Below are 17,085 nucleotides of genomic sequence, written 5' to 3'. Positions count from 1 at the left end.
AAAACGCGCTCTCGCCGCTGGCCCTCGATGGCGAACCCTGATTAAATTGCATCCCGCCTGATCGGGCGGTGATCGCCTTTGAGAGTCCCGCCGGCATGTCCATGCTCCGCCTCTATACCCGCGTCCTGGAACTGCTCGGCAAGGAAGCGCGGCTCGGCTGGATCCTCGCTGCCGCCAATCTGCTGCTCGCCGGCGCGCAATTCGCCGAGCCGGTGTTGTTCGGCAAGATCGTCGACGTGTTGTCGGGCAGGCCCGCCACCGGCCTGTTCGCGACCTCCTCACCATGGCCGCTGCTGGTGGCCTGGGCGGCGTTCGGCCTGTTCACGATCGGCTGCAGCGCAGTCGTGGCGCTGCAGGCCGACCGGCTGGCGCACCGCCAGCGCCAGGCCGTGCTGACCGGCTATTTCGAGCACATCATGCAGCTGCCGCTGACCTTCCATTCCGGCACCCATTCGGGCCGGCTGATGAAGGTGATGCTGAACGGCACCGACGCGCTGTGGCGGCTCTGGCTCGGCTTCTTCCGCGAGCATTTCGCCGCGATCATGTCGCTGATCGTGCTGCTGCCGCTCGCGCTCTACATCAACTGGCGGCTGGCGATCCTGTTGTTCGCGCTCTGCGTCGTCTTCACCGTGCTGACCACGCTGGTGGTGCGCAAGACCTACGGCATGCAGAGCGAGGTCGAGGCCTATTACAGCGACCTGTCGGCGCGCGCCTCCGACGCACTCGGCAATGTCGCGCTGGTGCAGAGCTTCGTGCGAATCGATTCCGAGGTGCAGGGCCTGCGCTTCGTTGCCGAGAAGCTGCTCGCGGTGCAGATGCCGGTGCTGTCGTGGTGGGCATTGGTCACCGTCATCACCCGCGCCTCCACCACGATCACGGTGCTCGCGATCTTCACCGTCGGCATCGCGCTGCACGAGCAGGGCCTGACCTCGGTCGGCGAGATCGTGATGTTCGTGTCGTTTGCCACCATGCTGATCCAGAAGCTCGAGCAGGTGGTGGGCTTCATCAACAGCGTGTTCATGGAAGCGCCGCGCCTGCAGGAATTCTTCGACGTGCTCGATGCGGTGCCGACAGTGCGCGACCGGCCCGGCGCGGTCGATCCCGGAAGGCTCTCCGGCCTGATCGAGTTCAACGACGTCTCGTTCTCTTATGACGGCAAGCGGCCGGCGATCGAGGATCTCTCTTTCACCGCGCTGCCCGGCCAGACCATCGCGCTGGTCGGGCCGACCGGCGCCGGCAAATCCACCGCGATCGCGCTGCTGCATCGCGCCTTCGATCCGCAATCCGGCATCATCGAGATCGACGGTATGGATATACGCGCGCTGAAGCTAACGGCGCTGCGGCGGAACATCGGCGTCGTGTTCCAGGAAGCGCTGCTGTTCAACCGCTCGATCGCCGAGAATTTGCGCGTCGGCAAGCCCGACGCGACCGACGAGGAACTGCGTACCGCTGCGGCGCGCGCGCAGGCGCTGGATTTCATCGAGCGCAGCGAAAAGAAATTCGACACCCATGCGGGCGAACGCGGCCGCATGTTGTCCGGCGGCGAGCGGCAGCGGCTGTCAATCGCGCGCGCGCTGTTGAAGGATCCGCCGATCCTGATCCTGGACGAGGCGACCAGCGCGCTCGACGCCGTCACCGAGGCCAAGGTGAACGCGGCTCTCGATGAAGTGATGAAGGGGCGCACCACATTTGTGATCGCGCACCGCCTCTCCACGATCCGCTACGCGACGCGCATCCTGATGTTCGACCAGGGACGGGTGATCGAAAGCGGAACTTTCGATGAACTGGTCGCAAAAGGCGGCCGGTTTGCCGATCTCGCGCGCGCCCAGTTCATGGTACAGGAGGAGCAACGGGCCGGCATCGAGGCTCCATAATTCCGGCTTTCCAATTGAGGCGGCTGCCGAAATTCAGCCGATTTCGTCCACGATTTAATTATCCGGCCCCTGTTCTCCGCTGCCGCTCCGGTATAGGTTTGCACCGCCGCGAAGCGGCTCCCGGACAGGCTTGAAACCCGAACGTCATATCGCAAAGACCTCCTTGTTGAAGGCGGGTCTCAAAGGACCGGAACCGGACTCGTGCAATTTCTTCGCCCGCTGCGGCACAACCCGTCATTGAAATGGATTCTAGCCGCGGCGATGCTCGTCATCGCAACGCCGCGCATGGCCCAGGCCGAGGCGCTGCTAGTGGTCGAAGCCGACACCGGAAAGGTGCTGCAGGCCGACAATGCGACGATGCCGTGGTATCCGGCCTCGCTCAGCAAGATGATGACGGCCTATGTGACGCTGAAGGCAGTCAAGGACGGCCGCGTCTCGCTCGACACGCTGGTCACGGTGTCGCCGATCGCGGCCTCGCAATCGCCCTCGAAGATGGGCCTGCGGCCCGGCACCCAGGTCACCATCGACAACGCGCTGAAGATGATGCTGGTGAAGTCGGCCAACGACATGGCCGTGGTGCTGGCTGAAGGCGTCGGCGGCTCGATCGACGGCTTCGCGGCGATGATGAACGACAGCGCCCAGAAGCTCGGAATGACGCAAACGAGCTACGTCAACCCGAACGGCCTGCCCGCCGACGGCCAGATCACCTCGGCGCGCGACCTCGCGATCCTCGCCCGCGGCATCATTCGCGACCTGCCTGAATACGAGTATTTCGTCCACATCCCGTCGATCCGGTTCGGCCGCCGGATCACGCAAAACTTCAATCGCCTGATCGGGCGCTATCCGGGTGCCGACGGCTTCAAGACCGGCTTCATCTGCGCGTCCGGCTACAATCTCGTTGCGTCGGCGACACATGACGGCAAGCGATTGATCGCCGTCGTGCTCGGCGCGTCCTCGGGAAAAATGCGTGCGGTCCGCGCCGCGCAATTGCTGGATCGCGGCTTTGCCAATAACGGGCTGGCCTGGCTGCGTCCCTCGCTCGGCACCGTCGACAATCTGGTGCCGATCGATGCCTCGCCGCCGAACCTGCGCGACGAGATGTGCGGCAGCAAGCACAAGCGGCCGGCCAGCGACGAGGACGAGGACACCGTGGCCAGCAGCGCCGGCAGTTCAGCCACCAATGGCGAGGGGAGTGCTGCGACCTTCTTCGCCGCAGGCCTGCAAGCCGCGATGCCGAAGCCGTCCGAACTGCTGGCGTTGCCGCCCGCGCCGTCGGAGCCGATCGTGGTCTATACCGGTCCGACCAGGACCGGCACCGCACTGATCGCGGCGGTCGCGGCCGACAGCGAGAAGGAGCAGCCGGTCAGGCGCGGCAAGCGCGTCCGTGTCGTCGCCAGGGCCAGCAAGCCGGACGCGGCGGCCGATGCCAAGGGTGACGCAAAGCCGGCGGCAGCAAAGCCCGTGCGCCATGCCAACGCGAAGCCCGATTCCGCAGCTGCGAAGCAGGCCGCGGACAAGCCTGCTGCCACCGCGGCAGCAAAGCCCGCTGCTTCGAAGCCGAAAGCCGCGGCAAAACCGAAGACCGAGGCCAAGCCGGCAAGCTAGCGGGGCTCCGGCTCTTCACCATTCAATGCGTCGATAGCGCGCAGCGGCTTGCCATCGGCCGCGGCATCGCTTCATACTGCCGAAAACAACGCGGCCAAGCCCGAAAAGCAAGTCCGAAAACCCGGAAGCAATCCGGGACATCAGGCAATATCACGAGAGGGGAATGACCACCATGGAGCGCATCTGGCTCAAGCATTATCCGGCCGGCGTGCCCGCCGATATCGACATGACGCAATATTCGTCGCTGGTCGAGTTGCTGGAAGAGAGCTTCAAGAAGTACGCCGACCGCAAGGCGTTCATCTGCATGGACAAGTCGATCACCTATCGCGAGCTCGACCAGATGTCGACGGCGCTCGGCGCCTATCTGCAGAGCAAGGGCCTGCAGAAGGGCGCGCGCGTCGCGCTGATGATGCCGAACGTGCTGCAATATCCGGTCGCGACCGCCGCCGTGCTGCGCGCCGGATATGCCGTGGTCAACGTCAATCCGCTCTACACCCCGCGCGAGCTCGAGCATCAGCTCAAGGATTCCGGCGCCGAGGCGATCGTCGTGCTGGAGAATTTCGCCACCACCGTGCAGAAGGTGCTGCCTAACACCGCCGTCAAGCACGTCATCGTCGGCAGCATGGGCGACCTGCTCGGCATCAAGGGCGTGATCGTCAACCTTGTGGTGCGCAAGGTGAAGAAGATGGTGCCGGCCTATTCGATCCCCGGCGCCGTCGGCTTCAACGAGGCACTGTCGGCCGGCCGCGGCCTGAAGTTCAACAAGCCGCAGATCGGGGCCGATGACGTCGCCTTCCTGCAATATACCGGCGGCACCACCGGCGTCTCCAAGGGCGCCACCCTGCTCCACCGCAACATCCTGGCCAACGTGCTGCAGAACGATGCCTGGCTTCAGCCGGCGTTGAAGAAGCCGCCGATCGTCGACAACATGATCATCGTTTGTGCGCTGCCGCTCTATCACGTGTTTGCGCTGACCGCCTGCTACCTCTTGGGATTGCGGACCGGCAGCACAAATCTTTTGATCCCCAACCCACGTGACATGGCCGGCTTCATCAAGGAGCTGTCGAAGTACCAGGTCAGCTTCTTCCCAGCGGTCAACACGCTTTACAACGGCCTGTTGAACACGCCCGGCTTCGACAAGCTCGACTTCTCCAAGCTGAAGATCGCCAATGGCGGCGGCATGGCAACGCAAAAGCCGGTTGCCGAGAAGTGGCTGAAAGTCACAGGCACTTCGTTGTCGGAGGGATATGGCCTGTCGGAGACCTCGCCGACGCTGACGTGCAATCCCGCCACAATCGACAAATTCTCTGGAACGATCGGCCTGCCCGTTCCTTCGACATGGCTTTCGATCCGCGACGATGACGGCAACGAATTGCCGATCGGCGAAGCCGGCGAGATCTGCGCCAAGGGACCGCAGGTGATGGCGGGTTACTGGAACAGGCCTGAAGAGACCGCAAAGGTGATGACCGCGGACGGCTACTTCCGCACCGGTGACATCGGCATCATGGACGAGCAGGGCCAGACCAGGATCGTCGACCGCAAGAAGGATATGATCCTGGTCTCCGGCTTCAACGTCTATCCGAACGAGATCGAGGAAGTGCTCGCGAGCCATCCAGGCATCCTCGAATGCGCCGTGATCGGCGTGCCGGACGCAAGGTCCGGCGAGGCGGTCAAAGCCTTCGTGGTCAAGAAGGACCCGAACCTCACGGCCGATGATATCATCAAGTTCAGCGCCACCCAGCTCACCGGCTACAAGGTGCCGAAGCAGATCGAGTTCAGGACCGACCTTCCGAAGACCAATGTCGGCAAGATCCTGCGCCGCGAGCTGCGCGACGAGAAGAAGGCGGCTGCCTGAGACACGCGGCGCGGGCGTCGAACCATGACCGACGCGCGCGTCGCAACGCCGGCTGAGGTCCTCGCGTTCTGGCGCGAGGCCGACCGCGACCGCTGGTACAGGCGCGATGACGCGTTCGATGTGGCGGTCCGCGACCGCTTCCGCGTCACCTGGCAGAAGGCCGCTGCCGGCGAGCTGTCGTCATGGGAAGCCAGCGATGACGGCGCCGTCGCACTGACCCTCGTGCTGGACCAGTTTCCCCGCAACATGTTTCGCGACAACGCGCTGACCTTTTCCAGCGATCCGATGGCGCGCGAGGTCGCCGGTCGCGCGATCGACCGCGGCGTCGATGCACGGGTCGATCCGTTGTTGCGCGAATTCCTCTATCTGCCTTTCATGCATTCGGAGTACCTCGCCGACCAGCAGCGCTGCGTCGCGCTGTTTCGGGCATACGGCGGTCATTCCGACAATCTCGGATTTGCCGAGGACCACGCCGATATCATCCGCCGGTTCGGCCGTTTCCCGCACCGTAACCGCGTCCTGGGCCGGGCGACGACGCCCGAAGAACAGGCATTCCTGGACAATGGCGGGTTTTCCGGCTGATGACGGAACAGTGACCATTCTCCGCCATTGCCGTTTCCGTCCCAGCCAATATTGTGCCGTCCGACCGCCGGGTTTAAGACAATTCCGCACACCGAGGGAGAATGACGATGACGATCAATGTTGGCGACAAGCTGCCGGAAGCCAAGTTTCGCGTGATGACCGCCGAAGGGCCGCAGGTCAAAACCACCGACGACATTTTCAAGGGCAAGAAGGTCGCCCTGTTCGCGGTGCCCGGCGCCTACACCGGCACCTGCCACAAGATGCATCTGCCGAGCATCTTCCTCAACGCCTATGCCATCAAGAACAAGGGCATCGACAGCATCGCGATCGTCTCGGTCAACGACGCCTTCGTGATGAACGCCTGGAAGCGCGACACCGACCAGCGCGACGAAGCCACCTTCCTCGCCGACGGCAATGCCGACTTCACCAAGGCGATCGGCATGGAGCTCGACGCCTCCGGCAACGGGCTCGGCATCCGCTCCCATCGCTACTCGATGCTGGTCGAGGACGGCGTGGTGAAGAAGCTCAACAAGGAGCCGGCTCCGGGCAAGGTCGAAGTCTCCGGCGGCGATACGCTGCTCGGGCAGCTCTGAGCTGAGCGACGAATTCTTCCCTTCTCCCTTGTGGGAGAAGGTGGCGCGGACGCAGTCCACGACGGATGAGGGGTCTCTATCCGCGGAGACAGACCCCTCACCCGGCTTCGCTTCGCGAAACCACCCTCTCCCACAAGGGGAGAGGGTACGATCGCTACCCCTTCGGCTTCGCCATCGCCACGCCATCGCGCGCGAGCTGATCGGCGCGTTCGTTCTCGGCGTGGCCGGCGTGGCCCTTGATCCAGTGCCAGCGCACCTCGTGCGGCTTCAGCGCGGCGTCGAGGCGCTGCCACAGCTCGACATTCTTGACCGGCTTCTTGTCCGATGTGCGCCAGCCATTGCGCTTCCAGCCGTGGATCCATCCGGTGATGCCCTGGCGGACATACTGGCTGTCGGTGGTGAGGTCGACGCTGCAGGGCTTCTTCAATGCTTCCAGCGCCGAGATCGCCGCCATCAGCTCCATACGGTTATTGGTGGTATGGGCCTCGCCGCCCTTCAATTCCTTTTCGGTGTCGCCGAATTTCAGGATCGCGCCCCAGCCGCCCGGTCCCGGATTTCCGGAGCAGGCACCATCGGTGAAAACAATGACATGCGGCTTGTCGCTCACGCCGCGCATCCTGCCGGCGTGATGCCGTAGTCGCGCAAGTTTGCGACATTCTGCTGGAAACGCAGCTTGCGAACATATTCCAGCGGGTCCTTCGGCTGCACCAGCGCGCCCTCGGGCACGTTGAGGAAATCAACCAGGCGCGTGAGCAGGAAACGCATCGCAGCGCCCCGCGCCAGCAGCGGCAGCGCAGCCTCCTCGGCCGCCGACAACGGCCGTTCGCGGCCGTAAGCGTTGAGCAGCGCACGCGCCTTGGTGACGTTGAAGGAATGATCCGGCTCAAAACACCAGGCGTTCAGGCAGATCGCGACGTCGTAGGCCAGAATGTCGTTGCAGGCGAACGGGAAGTCGATCAGCCCCGACAGTCTGTCGCCAAGGAAGAACACGTTGTCAGGAAACAAATCGGCATGGATGACGCCGACCGGCAAATCGCTCGGCCAGCACGCTTCGAGATGATCGAGCTCGCGCGCGATGAAGTCGTGCAAGCCTGCCTGCACACCGTCGGCGCGCGCGGCGGCGAGATCGAACAGCGGTCGCCAGCCGCCGACCGACAGCGGATTCTCGCGGACCATCGGGAAGTCGCGCCCGGCAAGGTGCATTTTGGCGAGCGCCTCGCCGACGCCGGCGCAGTGCGCCACGTTCGGCCGCCGCGGCCAGACGCCTTCGAGGAAGTTGATGATCGCCGCCGGCCGATTGGCCAGCCGGCTCGTGACCTCGCCGCTGCGATTCCTGGCCGGCTGCGGGCAGGAGACGCCGCGCTCGGCGAGATGCGCCATCAGCGACAGGAAATACGGCAGGTCGTCCTCCGCCACGCGCTTCTCATAGAGCGTGAGGATGTAGGCGCCCTGGCTGGTGTGCAGCAGGAAGTTCGAATTCTCGACGCCTTCGGCGATGCCCTTGTAGGACAGCAGTTCGCCGATGTCGTAACGCTTGAGGAATTCCGCGAGATCTTCGGCGGCAACGTCGGTGTAGACCGCCATATGGCTTATTCCGCAGCGGCAGCGTCGGGCCGCAGCGAACGCGGCAGCGGGAAGAACTCGTTCTCCTCCGCGGCCGAGACCGTCTCCACGTGAAGCTCGTAGCGCTCGGCGAAGGCGCCCATGATCTCCTCGACGATCACCTCCGGCGCCGATGCGCCCGCGGTGATGCCGAGGCTCCTGATGCCCTCAAACCGGCTCCAGTCGATGTCGCTGGCCCGCTGGGCCAGCACTGAAACAGGACAGCCCTCGCGCTCGGCGACCTCGCGCAGACGCTGCGAGTTCGACGAGTTCGGCGCACCGACCACGATCAGGGCGTCGACCACCGGAGCCACCTTCTTGACCGCGAGCTGGCGGTTGGTGGTGGCGTAGCAGATGTCTTCCTTGTGCGGCCCGTTGACGTTCGGGAAGCGCTGCTTCAGGAGCGCCACGATCTCCGCGGTGTCGTCGATCGACAGCGTGGTCTGGGTCACAAAGGCGAGGTTGTTCGGATCCTTCGGGGTGAAGGTTTTGGCATCCTCGGCGGTCTCGATCAGGGTCACGGCGCCGACCGGCAGCTGGCCCAGGGTACCAACCACCTCCGGGTGGTGCGAATGCCCGATCAGCAGGATTTCGCGGCCGCGCTTGAAGTGGATCGCCGCCTCGCGGTGGACCTTGGTCACCAGCGGGCAGGTCGCGTCCAGCGAGAAGAAATTGCGCGATTTGGCCTCGGCCGGAACCGATTTGGGAACCCCGTGCGCGGAAAACACCACCGGCGCATTGGTATCGTCAGGGATTTCGGCCAGTTCCTCGACGAAAATGGCACCCTTGGTCCTCAGGCTATCCACCACATACTTGTTATGGACGATCTCGTGCCGGACATAGACCGGGGCGCCATAGATGGTGAGCGCCCGTTCCACCGTGTCGATGGCGCGAACCACCCCGGCGCAGAAGCCACGCGGGGAACAAAGCACGATTCTGAGGTCGGGTTTTTTCGCTGACATTGGGGCAATCTCGGGACCGAATCACCCCTCGCCGGCGGGCGGGGAACGGCCAATTCGCATAAGGACTTGGGACTGCATTCGGGCGCTGTCAAGGCGATTTTACTGGCCCATTGCGCCATTCCCCCCTCAGGGCTTATATAGTCGCCATAATTCCCGTCATCACCGATGACTACCAGCTTCGCCTCGCAGAGGTGGGCGAAGCGCAAAGGAGATTTGCCATGAGCAACGCACCGCTGATGCCGAAGGCAACTGCCGTGTGGCTGGTTGATAATACCGCTCTGACCTTCGATCAGGTGGCCGATTTCACCAAGATGCACCCCCTGGAGGTGCGCGCCATCGCCGACGGCGACGCCGCCCAGGGCATCAAGGGCATGGACCCGATTTCGAACGGCCAGCTGACCCGCGAGGAGATCGAAAAAGGCGAGCGCGACCCGAACTACCGCCTCAAGCTCGAGGAGAGCAAGGTGGTGCTGCCGACCGCCGCCAAGAAGAAGGGCCCGCGTTACACCCCGGTGTCGCGCCGCCATGAGCGACCGAGCGCGATCCTCTGGCTGGTGCGCAACCATGCCGAGCTGAAGGACGCCCAGATCATGCGCCTGGTCGGCACCACCAAGACCACGATCGCCAGCGTGCGCGACCGCACCCACTGGAACGCCTCGACGCTGACGCCGATGGACCCGGTGACGCTCGGCCTGTGCTCGCAGATCGAGCTCGATTTCGAGGTGCAACGTGCCGCCAAGGAAAAGCCGACCGCCGCGGTCTATGGCGGCGCGACGCTGCTGCCGGCCTCCGAGACCACCCGCAAGGAGCCGGAATACGAGCCGTCCGAGCGGCAGCAGGAAGATCTCAACGTCGACGCCGTGTTCGCCAAGCTGAAGACGATCGGCGGCAACAAGAAGGCCGACGACGACGAGGAGTAAACGCGGTCCACGCGTTCGATTTCTGGACGACGAAACGCGGCGGGGCAACCTGCCGCGTTTTTGTTTGTGGGAAACCCTCGCCTAGTGCACGTCCGGATGGTTCATCATGTATTCGCCGAGGTCGCGCTGCTTGCGATCGGTGCGCGCTTCGGCGTTTTGGCGCTGGACGTCGCGGTCCTTGCGGCAGGCGACGTATTCGGGCGAGCCGATTTTCACCGTGCCATTGGCCTGGCAGTACTGGTCGTCGTCGCCCATGCTTTCCGCGACCGGTGACCGCCCGCGCTCGAGGCAGCCGGCAAGCAGCGGCAGCGCGAGCAGCAGTGCAAGGGGTGCGCGTGCGGTAAAAGATCGCATCCGGGGGTCCGCATCTCGTGGCGACATGACGTGTGAGGCCGGGAATGACCCGGTAATCCATCAAAATCAAGGCCATTTTGCTTCCAAATGCATCCTGCCTGCGCCCCGCGCATCACGCCGGGACACATTTTCGGCAGCGCGCAGAGTGTGAACCACCTCTCAATCAAGACTAATGATTCCATATAGATTGCATTCCTAAGTTGCAGTCGGCGGCGCAACGAATTCCACGTTTTCGTCTCACCGTTTCAACGATGGAGTTTTCACTATGGACGTCCTTGCAGATTTCCAACTCACTTCCGTATCCGGGCGCATTCCGTCGATCGCGCCGGTCACACAGGCCGGCTTGCCCGTGAGCCCGCTTGGGTCGCTGGTCCATCTTCCCGGCACCTGGAAGGGCCGCGGCTTCAACCAGATCTGGCGGCCGTTTCACGGCTCGCAGGACCGCTTCCTTGAATTGAACGAAACCATCGAGACGCTGGAGTTCGAAGCGATCCCCGGTGACATTCCCAATCGCGGCCTGCTGCAGGCCGACATCAACCTGCACGGTGTACGCTATCTGCAGCAGATCCAGGACGCCCATGTGCTCGGGCCGAACGGCAAGCTCGCCGGCCTCCATATCGAACCGGGCATCTGGCTCTCCACGCCGCCGACCAGCAATCCGCTCGATCCGGCCACCGTCGCGCGGATGGCCAGCATCCCGCACGGCACGACGCTGGTCGCGCAAGGCGGCACGCTGCCGGTGATCAATCACGCGCCGCCGATCACGCCGGTCAGCATCACGCCTTTCACCATCGCGCCGCCGCACGCGCCGATCCAGTTTCCCGAAACCAATCTCGGCGTCCCCAGTCAATTCCGCACCCCGCACGCCGATATTCCCAACGTGACGCAGGCGATGGTCAACAATCCGAACATCGTGCTGAGCCACGCGATCGCGGGGCAGAACATCATCTCGACCACGACGCTGAGGGTCTCGACGACGCCGCTCAATCCGCCCGCGACCGGCGGCGGCACCTCCAACATCGCGTTCCTGCAGGGCGCAGCCGGCGGCCCGAACGCGCAATCGGTCACCGTCGAGGCCACCTTCTGGATCGAGACCGTCAAGGAGCCGAACGGCACGACCAAGCTTCAGCTGCAATACACCCAGACGGTGCTGCTGAATTTCAACGGGCTGAGCTGGCCGCACGTCACGGTGGCGACGCTGGTGAAGGTGTAGGCTTTCTCCTCCCGTCATTGCGAGCGAAGCGAAGCAATCCACCTATCCGCGAACGCGGTGACAATGGATTGCTTCGTCGCTTCGCTCCTCGCAATGACGAGGAGCAAGCTGGCGTTACTCACACCCTGCCCTTCAACGCATCGCCGATTTCGTCGAGCACCTTGGGATCCTCAATCGTCGCCGGCATGGTCCAGGGATCGCCGTCGGCGATCTTCTTGATGGTGCCGCGCAGGATCTTGCCGGAGCGGGTCTTCGGCAGCCGCGCCACGGTGATCGCGAGCTTGAACGCCGCTACCGGCCCGAGCTTGTCGCGCACCAGCGCCACGACCTGCTTCTCGACCTCGGCAGGCGTTGTCGTCACGCCGGCCTTCAGCACCAGGAAGCCACAGGGCACCTCGCCCTTGATCGCATCCTTGATGCCAAGCACGGCGCATTCGGCGACATCGGAATGCGAGGCAAGGATCTCCTCCATGCCGCCGGTAGAGAGGCGGTGACCGGCGACATTGATGATGTCGTCGGTGCGGCCCATCACCCAGATGTAGCCGTCCTCGTCCTTGTAGCCGGCATCCGACGTCTTGTAGTAGCCGGGGAATTCAGAGAGGTAGGCCTCCTTGAAGCGATCGTCCTGCTGCCACAATGTCGGCAGGCAGGCCGGCGGCATCGGCAGCTTGATCACGATCGAACCCATGGTGCCCGCGGGCAACGGCCTTGCCGCTTCATCCACCACGTCGACCTGATAGCCCGGCATCGGCACTGTGGGCGAGCCGTGCTTGACCGGCAGCATGCCCAAGCCCACCGGATTGCCGGCGATGCACCAGCCGGTCTCGGTCTGCCACCAGTGATCGATCACGGGCACTTTCAGCTGCGCTTCCGCCCACGCCACCGTCGGCGGATCGGCACGTTCGCCGGCAAGGAAGAGGGTGCGGAAGCTCGAGAGATCGTACTGCCGGATGAACTTGCCTTCCGGGTCCTCCTTGCGGATGGCGCGGAACGCGGTCGGCGCGGTGAAGAAGGCGACCGCCTTGTGCGCGCTGATGACGCGCCAGAACGCGCCCGCGTCGGGCGTCCCGACCGGCTTGCCCTCATACATGATCGAGGTCGCGCCATGGAGCAGCGGGCCATAGACGATGTAGCTATGGCCGACCACCCAGCCGATATCAGAGCCGCACCACCAGACCTCACCGGGCTTGACGCCGTAGAGATTGTACATCGACCATTTCAGCGCGACGAGATGTCCGCCATTGTCTCGCACGACGCCCTTCGGGATTCCCGTCGTGCCCGACGTGTAGAGGATGTAGAGCGGATCGGTCGCGAGCACCGGAACGCACGGCGCGGCCTTGCCGGCCTCGAGCGCCGCGCGGCACAAGGTTGCCCAATCGTGATCGCGGCTCGCGGCCAGTTCGCAACCGTGCTGCGGCCGCTGCAGGATGATGCAGGCCTCGGGCTTGACGCTGGCGAGCCGGATCGCCTCGTCGAGCAGCGGCTTGTATTGCACGATGCGCCCGGGCTCGAGCCCGCAGCTCGCCGAGAAGATCAGCTTCGGCCTGGCGTCGTCGATGCGGCTCGCCAGCTCCTTTGCCGCGAAGCCGCCGAACACCACGCTGTGCACGGCGCCGATCCGCGTGCAGGCGAGCATCGCGATCACCGCCTCCGACACCATCGGCATATAGAGGATGACGCGATCGCCCTTGGCCACGCCGAAATCCTGCATGACCGCGGCGAGGGTCTGCACCTCCTTCAACAACTCGGCATAGGTGAATGTCGTGATCGCGCCGGTGAGCGCGGAATCGTGGATCAGCGCGACCTGGTCGCTACGGCCGCCCGCGACGTGGCGATCCAGCGCGTTGTAGCAGGTGTTGACGACCGCGCCGGTGAACCAGCGTCCATAAGGACCCATGGTGGGATCGAAGACCTTCTTCGCCGGCTCGACCCAGTCGATCTCACGCGCCGCTTCCGCCCAAAACCCTTCTGGGTCTCGAAGCGAGCGGGCATGCACCTCATGATACCGGCTGTTGTCTTGAATGTTCATGGCGTCTCTCCCGGCGCGAACGCGCGTCTTTTGCCGACCATTGTCACGGGAAGCGCTGGCGTTTCAAGCCGAAATCCTTCCGACTAATATCCGTCGGCTCCATTGATCTGCCGCAACCGCTCCCGCATCGCCTTTTGCAGGTCATAGCCGGGCTTGCCGAATTCGACATTGCGGCGAGCGATGAACTGGTCCTGATCGCGCTGCAGCTCGCGCGCCTGACGCGGGCTTTGGGCTTCGCGGATCGCCCGAACGATCGATGCGTTGATCTCGCGGTCGATGTCGGCGAGCTCAGGACTGGCGCAGATCGCCTTCTCCACCGCGCGGCGCGCCTTGCGGCAATCGAAGCTCGGCTTGCCGGCGACCGCCATCATGGCGCCCATCCGCTCCAGCTCCAGCGACAGCGATTTGTAGTTGACCTTGGCAGCCGCATGATCGGGATTGAGCTTGAGCGCGGCGCCGAAATCCACGATCGCCTTGGGCCGGTCGCCCTTCCGGCGCCAGAGCTCGCCGCGTGCATTGTGCGCGTCGGCGAGCGACGGATCGAGCCGCAGCACGGTGTCGTAATCCGTAATCGCGCGATCGATCATCTGCTTGCGGTCATAAGCGACGGCGCGCGCCATCAGCGCCTTGACGCGATCCGGCTTCGCCGCCTTCTCGTTGTCGATCAACGCACCGCAAACCTCGATGGTCTTGTCGCCGTCCGCAGCACCAGCCGCGACAACGCAAGGCCCTGGATCGGCCTGAACATCCTTGCCCGGCTCGCTGCTGGTCGCGCGCGCGCCACCAGCCAGCAGCACCCATGACAGGCAAACGCCGATCAGCACCAGAGCCAGACTTGTCAGAGCCAGACTTGCCAGTGCCAGACTTGCCGAGTTTCGTCGCATCAAAATCGCCGCCAATACGTCCTTCTCCTGCGCCTGAACCAACACACGCAATTGCCGCAAAACCACATGCTGGATTATACGTCAATTGCGACGATCGGTTGCATAGGGGTTTGCCTTGCTCACATTCGAATGGATCATCGGCCTGTTGCTCGCTTCAGTGGCGCTTTCGGCGCTGGCACGGCGGGTCAAGGTGCCCTACCCGGCATTCCTTGCGATCGGCGGCATGCTGCTGGCCTTCCTGCCGTCAGGTCCATCCTGGGCGCTGGAGCCGAAACTGGCACTGGCGCTGTTCGTTGCGCCGGTCCTGCTCGACGCCGCCTTCGACACCTCGCTGCGCGATCTACGCAACAACTGGCTGCCGGTTTCGACGCTTGTCCTGGTTGCGGTCGGCGTAACGACGGTGGCCGTCGCGGTGGTCGCGCGCTGGCTTCGCCCGGACATGCCCTGGGCGGTTGCGATCGCGCTCGGCGCCATCGTGGCGCCGCCCGACGCAGCCGCGGCCACCGCGATCCTGCGCCAGGTCAAACTGCCCTATCAGATCCAGAAGATCCTCGAGGGCGAAAGCCTGCTCAACGATGCCAGCTCGCTGCTGATCTATCGCGTCGCCGTTGGCCTGGTTGCCGCCGAGCACATGAAGGTGCGCGAATTCGTGCCTTCGCTTGCGGTGGCGCTGCTGGGAAGCCTCGTCGCCGGCTTTCTGTTCGCAAGGGTCTGGATGATGATCACGCGCCGTATCACGGAGGCGCCGAGCGCGATCATCACGCAGTTTGGCGGCACCTTCATGGTGTGGATCGTCGCCGAACATATCGGCCTGTCCGGCATCCTCACCATCGTCGCCTATGCGATCACCCTTGCTCGCACCGCGCCGGCCCGTACCTCGGCACGGCTGCGCGTGTCGTCCTATACGGTGTGGGAAACCGTCATCTTCGTGCTCAACGTGCTCGCCTTCATGCTGATCGGCATGCAGTTGCGTCCGATCTGGTCCGGGCTCGACGACGATGTGCGGTTCAAATATTGCACTTTTGCCGCCGCAGTCCTTGCCGTCGTGATCCTCGCCCGCATCCTCTGGGTGATCCCATATGGCGCCTTCCTGCGTGCTTTGAAGGCGCAAGGCCTGCTTCCCGCACATGTGATCCCGGCTGTGCCGTCGTTGCGACGCGGCATCGTCGTGTCCTGGTGCGGGATGCGCGGCATTGTCACGCTGGCAGCCGCTTTCGCACTGCCGGAGGCCTTTCCCTATCGCGATCTGATCCTGCTGACGGCCTTTGCCGTGGTGTTCGGCACGCTTGTGATCCAGGGACTGACGCTGCGGCCGTTGATCCTTGCGCTGAACTTCGACGACGACAACCCGATCGCGCGCGAAGCCGCCCACGCCCGCACCGCGGCCTTTCGCGCCGCGCTCGACGAAATCGACGGCGATCCATCCGAGGAAGCCGAGATTCTCCGGCTCGAATATCGCGCCGTGCTGCTGCGCGCCGAGACCGAGCCCGACGGCGGCGTGGCGACGAGCGAGTTGCCGGCCGATCCGATCCGCCGCCGCGCCATCGCAGCGGCCCGCCAGGCCCTGCTCAGTCTGCGCCGCACCGAGGCGATCGGCGACGATGCGTTCCATCAGGTCGAGGAAGAGCTCGATCGCGCCGAGCTCAGCGCCGAGGCTTAGTCGGCGCGGCTTTTGTTTGACGCGTTTTCCCAGCGCGAACCGGCATCCACTTCGCTCGAAAACGCTATGTGCGCCTCAAGCACCGGACTTGCAAGTGATCCCGCCGTCAACCACGAGTTCGATACCCGTGACATACTTGGATTCGTCGGAGGCGAGGAACAGCGCCGCATTGGCGACGTCCCAGCCATCGCCCATGTGCCCCATCGGCACCTGCGCGTCGCGGGCGCGCCACATCGCCTCGACATCGCCCTTGGCGTAGCTCTGTGCCAGGCCGGCCGAATGCTCGACCATCGGCGTCTTCATCAACCCGGGCAGGATCGCGTTGACGCGCACATGGTTCGCGGCGAATTCGACCGCGGAGGTGCGCGTCATCTGGTTCATCGCGGCCTTGCTCGCATTATAGCTGACATAGGAAATGCCGACATGGCGGATCGAGGCGATCGAGGAGATGTTGATGATCGAGCCGCCGCCCTGCTTGATCATCACGGGAATGACGTGCTTCATCGACAGGAACGCGCTCTTGAGGTTGACCGCGAAGACGCGGTCCCATTCGGCTTCCGTCACCTCGACCACGCTACCGACCTCCGCGATGCCGACATTGTTGTCGAGCACGTCGATGCGGCCATAGGATTTCAAGCAGGCCGCGACCATCGCCTCGACTTCGGCGGCGCGCGACACGTCGGCGGTGAATGCGGTCGCCTTGCCGCCCTCGCTTGTGATGATCTTCACGGTCTCTTCCGCCGCAGCGCCGTTGCGATCGACGCAAAACACGCTGGCGCCCTCGCGCGCAAACGTGACGGCGGTCGCCTTGCCGTTGCCCCAGCCGGGCCCGATCGAGCCCGCGCCGACCACCATCGCAACCTTGCCCTTGAGTCGATCCATCGGTTGTTCTCCCTTTTTTGTTGTCATTGTAGCCCGGATGGAGCGAAGCGAAATCCGGGGCCGGTGTTCC

15 protein-coding genes are annotated in these 17,085 nt (G+C 64.1%); 8 read left to right on the top strand and 7 right to left on the bottom strand.

Annotated features, from left to right (window positions below):
* Positions 1-95: 95 nt before the first annotated feature.
* From UP09_RS35410 to UP09_RS35390, 5 genes are all read left to right on the top strand, one after another.
* Positions 96-1,874, top strand: a complete 1,779-nt coding sequence (locus UP09_RS35410) for a glucan ABC transporter ATP-binding protein/ permease (protein ID WP_044543209.1) — start codon at positions 96-98, stop codon at positions 1,872-1,874.
* A 201-nt stretch (positions 1,875-2,075) separates the two neighbouring features.
* Positions 2,076-3,479: a D-alanyl-D-alanine carboxypeptidase family protein gene (locus tag UP09_RS35405; RefSeq protein WP_502689110.1), complete on the top strand. Its 1,404-nt coding sequence runs from the start codon at positions 2,076-2,078 to the stop codon at positions 3,477-3,479.
* Between the two features lie 172 nt (positions 3,480-3,651).
* Positions 3,652-5,334: a long-chain fatty acid--CoA ligase gene (locus tag UP09_RS35400; protein ID WP_044543208.1), complete on the top strand. Its 1,683-nt coding sequence runs from the start codon at positions 3,652-3,654 to the stop codon at positions 5,332-5,334.
* A 24-nt stretch (positions 5,335-5,358) separates the two neighbouring features.
* Positions 5,359-5,916 carry a DUF924 family protein gene (locus UP09_RS35395; protein ID WP_044543025.1) on the top strand — a complete coding sequence of 186 codons (558 nt, stop codon included), beginning with the start codon at positions 5,359-5,361 and terminating at the stop codon, positions 5,914-5,916.
* Between the two features lie 107 nt (positions 5,917-6,023).
* The gene (locus tag UP09_RS35390; protein ID WP_044543207.1) at positions 6,024-6,509 is read left to right on the top strand and encodes a peroxiredoxin; all 486 of its coding nucleotides are present in this window, start codon (positions 6,024-6,026) and stop codon (positions 6,507-6,509) included.
* 154 nt (positions 6,510-6,663) lie between these two features.
* On the opposite strand, the gene rnhA is transcribed toward UP09_RS35390, so the two are convergent.
* Genes rnhA through ispH form a run of 3 tightly spaced genes read right to left on the bottom strand, consistent with a single transcriptional unit; the run spans position 6,664 to position 9,073 of the window.
* Positions 6,664-7,125: a ribonuclease HI gene (rnhA, locus tag UP09_RS35385; protein WP_502689109.1), complete on the bottom strand. Its 462-nt coding sequence runs from the start codon at positions 7,123-7,125 to the stop codon at positions 6,664-6,666.
* A complete protein-coding gene (locus tag UP09_RS35380) occupies positions 7,113-8,093 on the bottom strand; it encodes a homoserine kinase (RefSeq protein WP_044543024.1) in 981 nt (326 codons plus the stop codon). Before UP09_RS35380 ends, rnhA begins: the two co-directional genes overlap by 13 nt.
* 5 nt (positions 8,094-8,098) lie before the next feature.
* The gene (gene ispH, locus UP09_RS35375) at positions 8,099-9,073 is read right to left on the bottom strand and encodes a 4-hydroxy-3-methylbut-2-enyl diphosphate reductase (protein ID WP_044543023.1); all 975 of its coding nucleotides are present in this window, start codon (positions 9,071-9,073) and stop codon (positions 8,099-8,101) included.
* 218 nt (positions 9,074-9,291) lie between these two features.
* Between ispH and UP09_RS35370 the strand changes: the two genes are divergently transcribed.
* Positions 9,292-9,993 (top strand): DUF1013 domain-containing protein, encoded by a 702-nt coding sequence (locus UP09_RS35370; RefSeq protein ID WP_044543022.1) that lies wholly within the window; start codon positions 9,292-9,294, stop codon positions 9,991-9,993.
* Between the two features lie 81 nt (positions 9,994-10,074).
* On the opposite strand, the gene UP09_RS35365 is transcribed toward UP09_RS35370, so the two are convergent.
* Positions 10,075-10,347, bottom strand: coding sequence for a hypothetical protein (locus UP09_RS35365; protein WP_044543021.1), 273 nt, complete (start codon positions 10,345-10,347; stop codon positions 10,075-10,077).
* Positions 10,348-10,612: 265 nt separating this feature from the next.
* Between UP09_RS35365 and UP09_RS35360 the strand changes: the two genes are divergently transcribed.
* A complete protein-coding gene (locus UP09_RS35360; RefSeq protein WP_044543020.1) occupies positions 10,613-11,560 on the top strand; it encodes a heme-binding protein in 948 nt (315 codons plus the stop codon).
* Between the two features lie 118 nt (positions 11,561-11,678).
* On the opposite strand, the gene UP09_RS35355 is transcribed toward UP09_RS35360, so the two are convergent.
* Positions 11,679-13,589 carry a propionyl-CoA synthetase gene (locus UP09_RS35355; protein ID WP_044543019.1) on the bottom strand — a complete coding sequence of 637 codons (1,911 nt, stop codon included), beginning with the start codon at positions 13,587-13,589 and terminating at the stop codon, positions 11,679-11,681.
* Between the two features lie 83 nt (positions 13,590-13,672).
* Entirely contained in the window at positions 13,673-14,473 is an 801-nt protein-coding gene (locus UP09_RS35350; protein WP_044543205.1) for a tetratricopeptide repeat protein, read from the bottom strand.
* Between the two features lie 115 nt (positions 14,474-14,588).
* Here UP09_RS35350 and UP09_RS35345 point away from each other — a divergent pair, with 115 nt between their 5' ends.
* The gene (locus UP09_RS35345; protein WP_044543018.1) at positions 14,589-16,133 is read left to right on the top strand and encodes a cation:proton antiporter; all 1,545 of its coding nucleotides are present in this window, start codon (positions 14,589-14,591) and stop codon (positions 16,131-16,133) included.
* A gap of 75 nt (positions 16,134-16,208) precedes the next feature.
* On the opposite strand, the gene UP09_RS35340 is transcribed toward UP09_RS35345, so the two are convergent.
* Entirely contained in the window at positions 16,209-17,015 is an 807-nt protein-coding gene (locus UP09_RS35340) for an SDR family NAD(P)-dependent oxidoreductase (RefSeq protein ID WP_044543017.1), read from the bottom strand.
* Between the last annotated feature and the right edge of the window lie 70 nt (positions 17,016-17,085).

Origin of the sequence: Bradyrhizobium sp. LTSP885, assembly GCF_000938305.1 — a bacterium.
Lineage (GTDB): Bacteria > Pseudomonadota > Alphaproteobacteria > Rhizobiales > Xanthobacteraceae > Bradyrhizobium.
The sequence above is the reverse complement of the archived record's forward strand: the minus strand, read 5'-3'. Positions and strand labels throughout refer to the sequence as shown.

Bases quoted from the DNA above. Each gene is read 5' to 3' on its own strand.
- rnhA (WP_502689109.1), bottom strand. From the start codon at position 7,125: ATGCGCGGCGTGAGCGACAAGCCGCATGTCATTGTTTTCACCGATGGT.
- UP09_RS35350 (WP_044543205.1), bottom strand. From the start codon at position 14,473: ATGCGACGAAACTCGGCAAGTCTGGCACTGGCAAGTCTGGCTCTGACA.
- UP09_RS35390 (WP_044543207.1), top strand. From the start codon at position 6,024: ATGACGATCAATGTTGGCGACAAGCTGCCGGAAGCCAAGTTTCGCGTG.
- UP09_RS35370 (WP_044543022.1), top strand. From the start codon at position 9,292: ATGAGCAACGCACCGCTGATGCCGAAGGCAACTGCCGTGTGGCTGGTT.
- UP09_RS35365 (WP_044543021.1), bottom strand. From the start codon at position 10,347: ATGCGATCTTTTACCGCACGCGCACCCCTTGCACTGCTGCTCGCGCTG.
- UP09_RS35340 (WP_044543017.1), bottom strand. From the start codon at position 17,015: ATGGATCGACTCAAGGGCAAGGTTGCGATGGTGGTCGGCGCGGGCTCG.
- UP09_RS35355 (WP_044543019.1), bottom strand. From the start codon at position 13,589: ATGAACATTCAAGACAACAGCCGGTATCATGAGGTGCATGCCCGCTCG.
- UP09_RS35400 (WP_044543208.1), top strand. From the start codon at position 3,652: ATGGAGCGCATCTGGCTCAAGCATTATCCGGCCGGCGTGCCCGCCGAT.
- UP09_RS35395 (WP_044543025.1), top strand. From the start codon at position 5,359: ATGACCGACGCGCGCGTCGCAACGCCGGCTGAGGTCCTCGCGTTCTGG.
- ispH (WP_044543023.1), bottom strand. From the start codon at position 9,073: ATGTCAGCGAAAAAACCCGACCTCAGAATCGTGCTTTGTTCCCCGCGT.
- UP09_RS35360 (WP_044543020.1), top strand. From the start codon at position 10,613: ATGGACGTCCTTGCAGATTTCCAACTCACTTCCGTATCCGGGCGCATT.
- UP09_RS35410 (WP_044543209.1), top strand. From the start codon at position 96: ATGTCCATGCTCCGCCTCTATACCCGCGTCCTGGAACTGCTCGGCAAG.
- UP09_RS35380 (WP_044543024.1), bottom strand. From the start codon at position 8,093: ATGGCGGTCTACACCGACGTTGCCGCCGAAGATCTCGCGGAATTCCTC.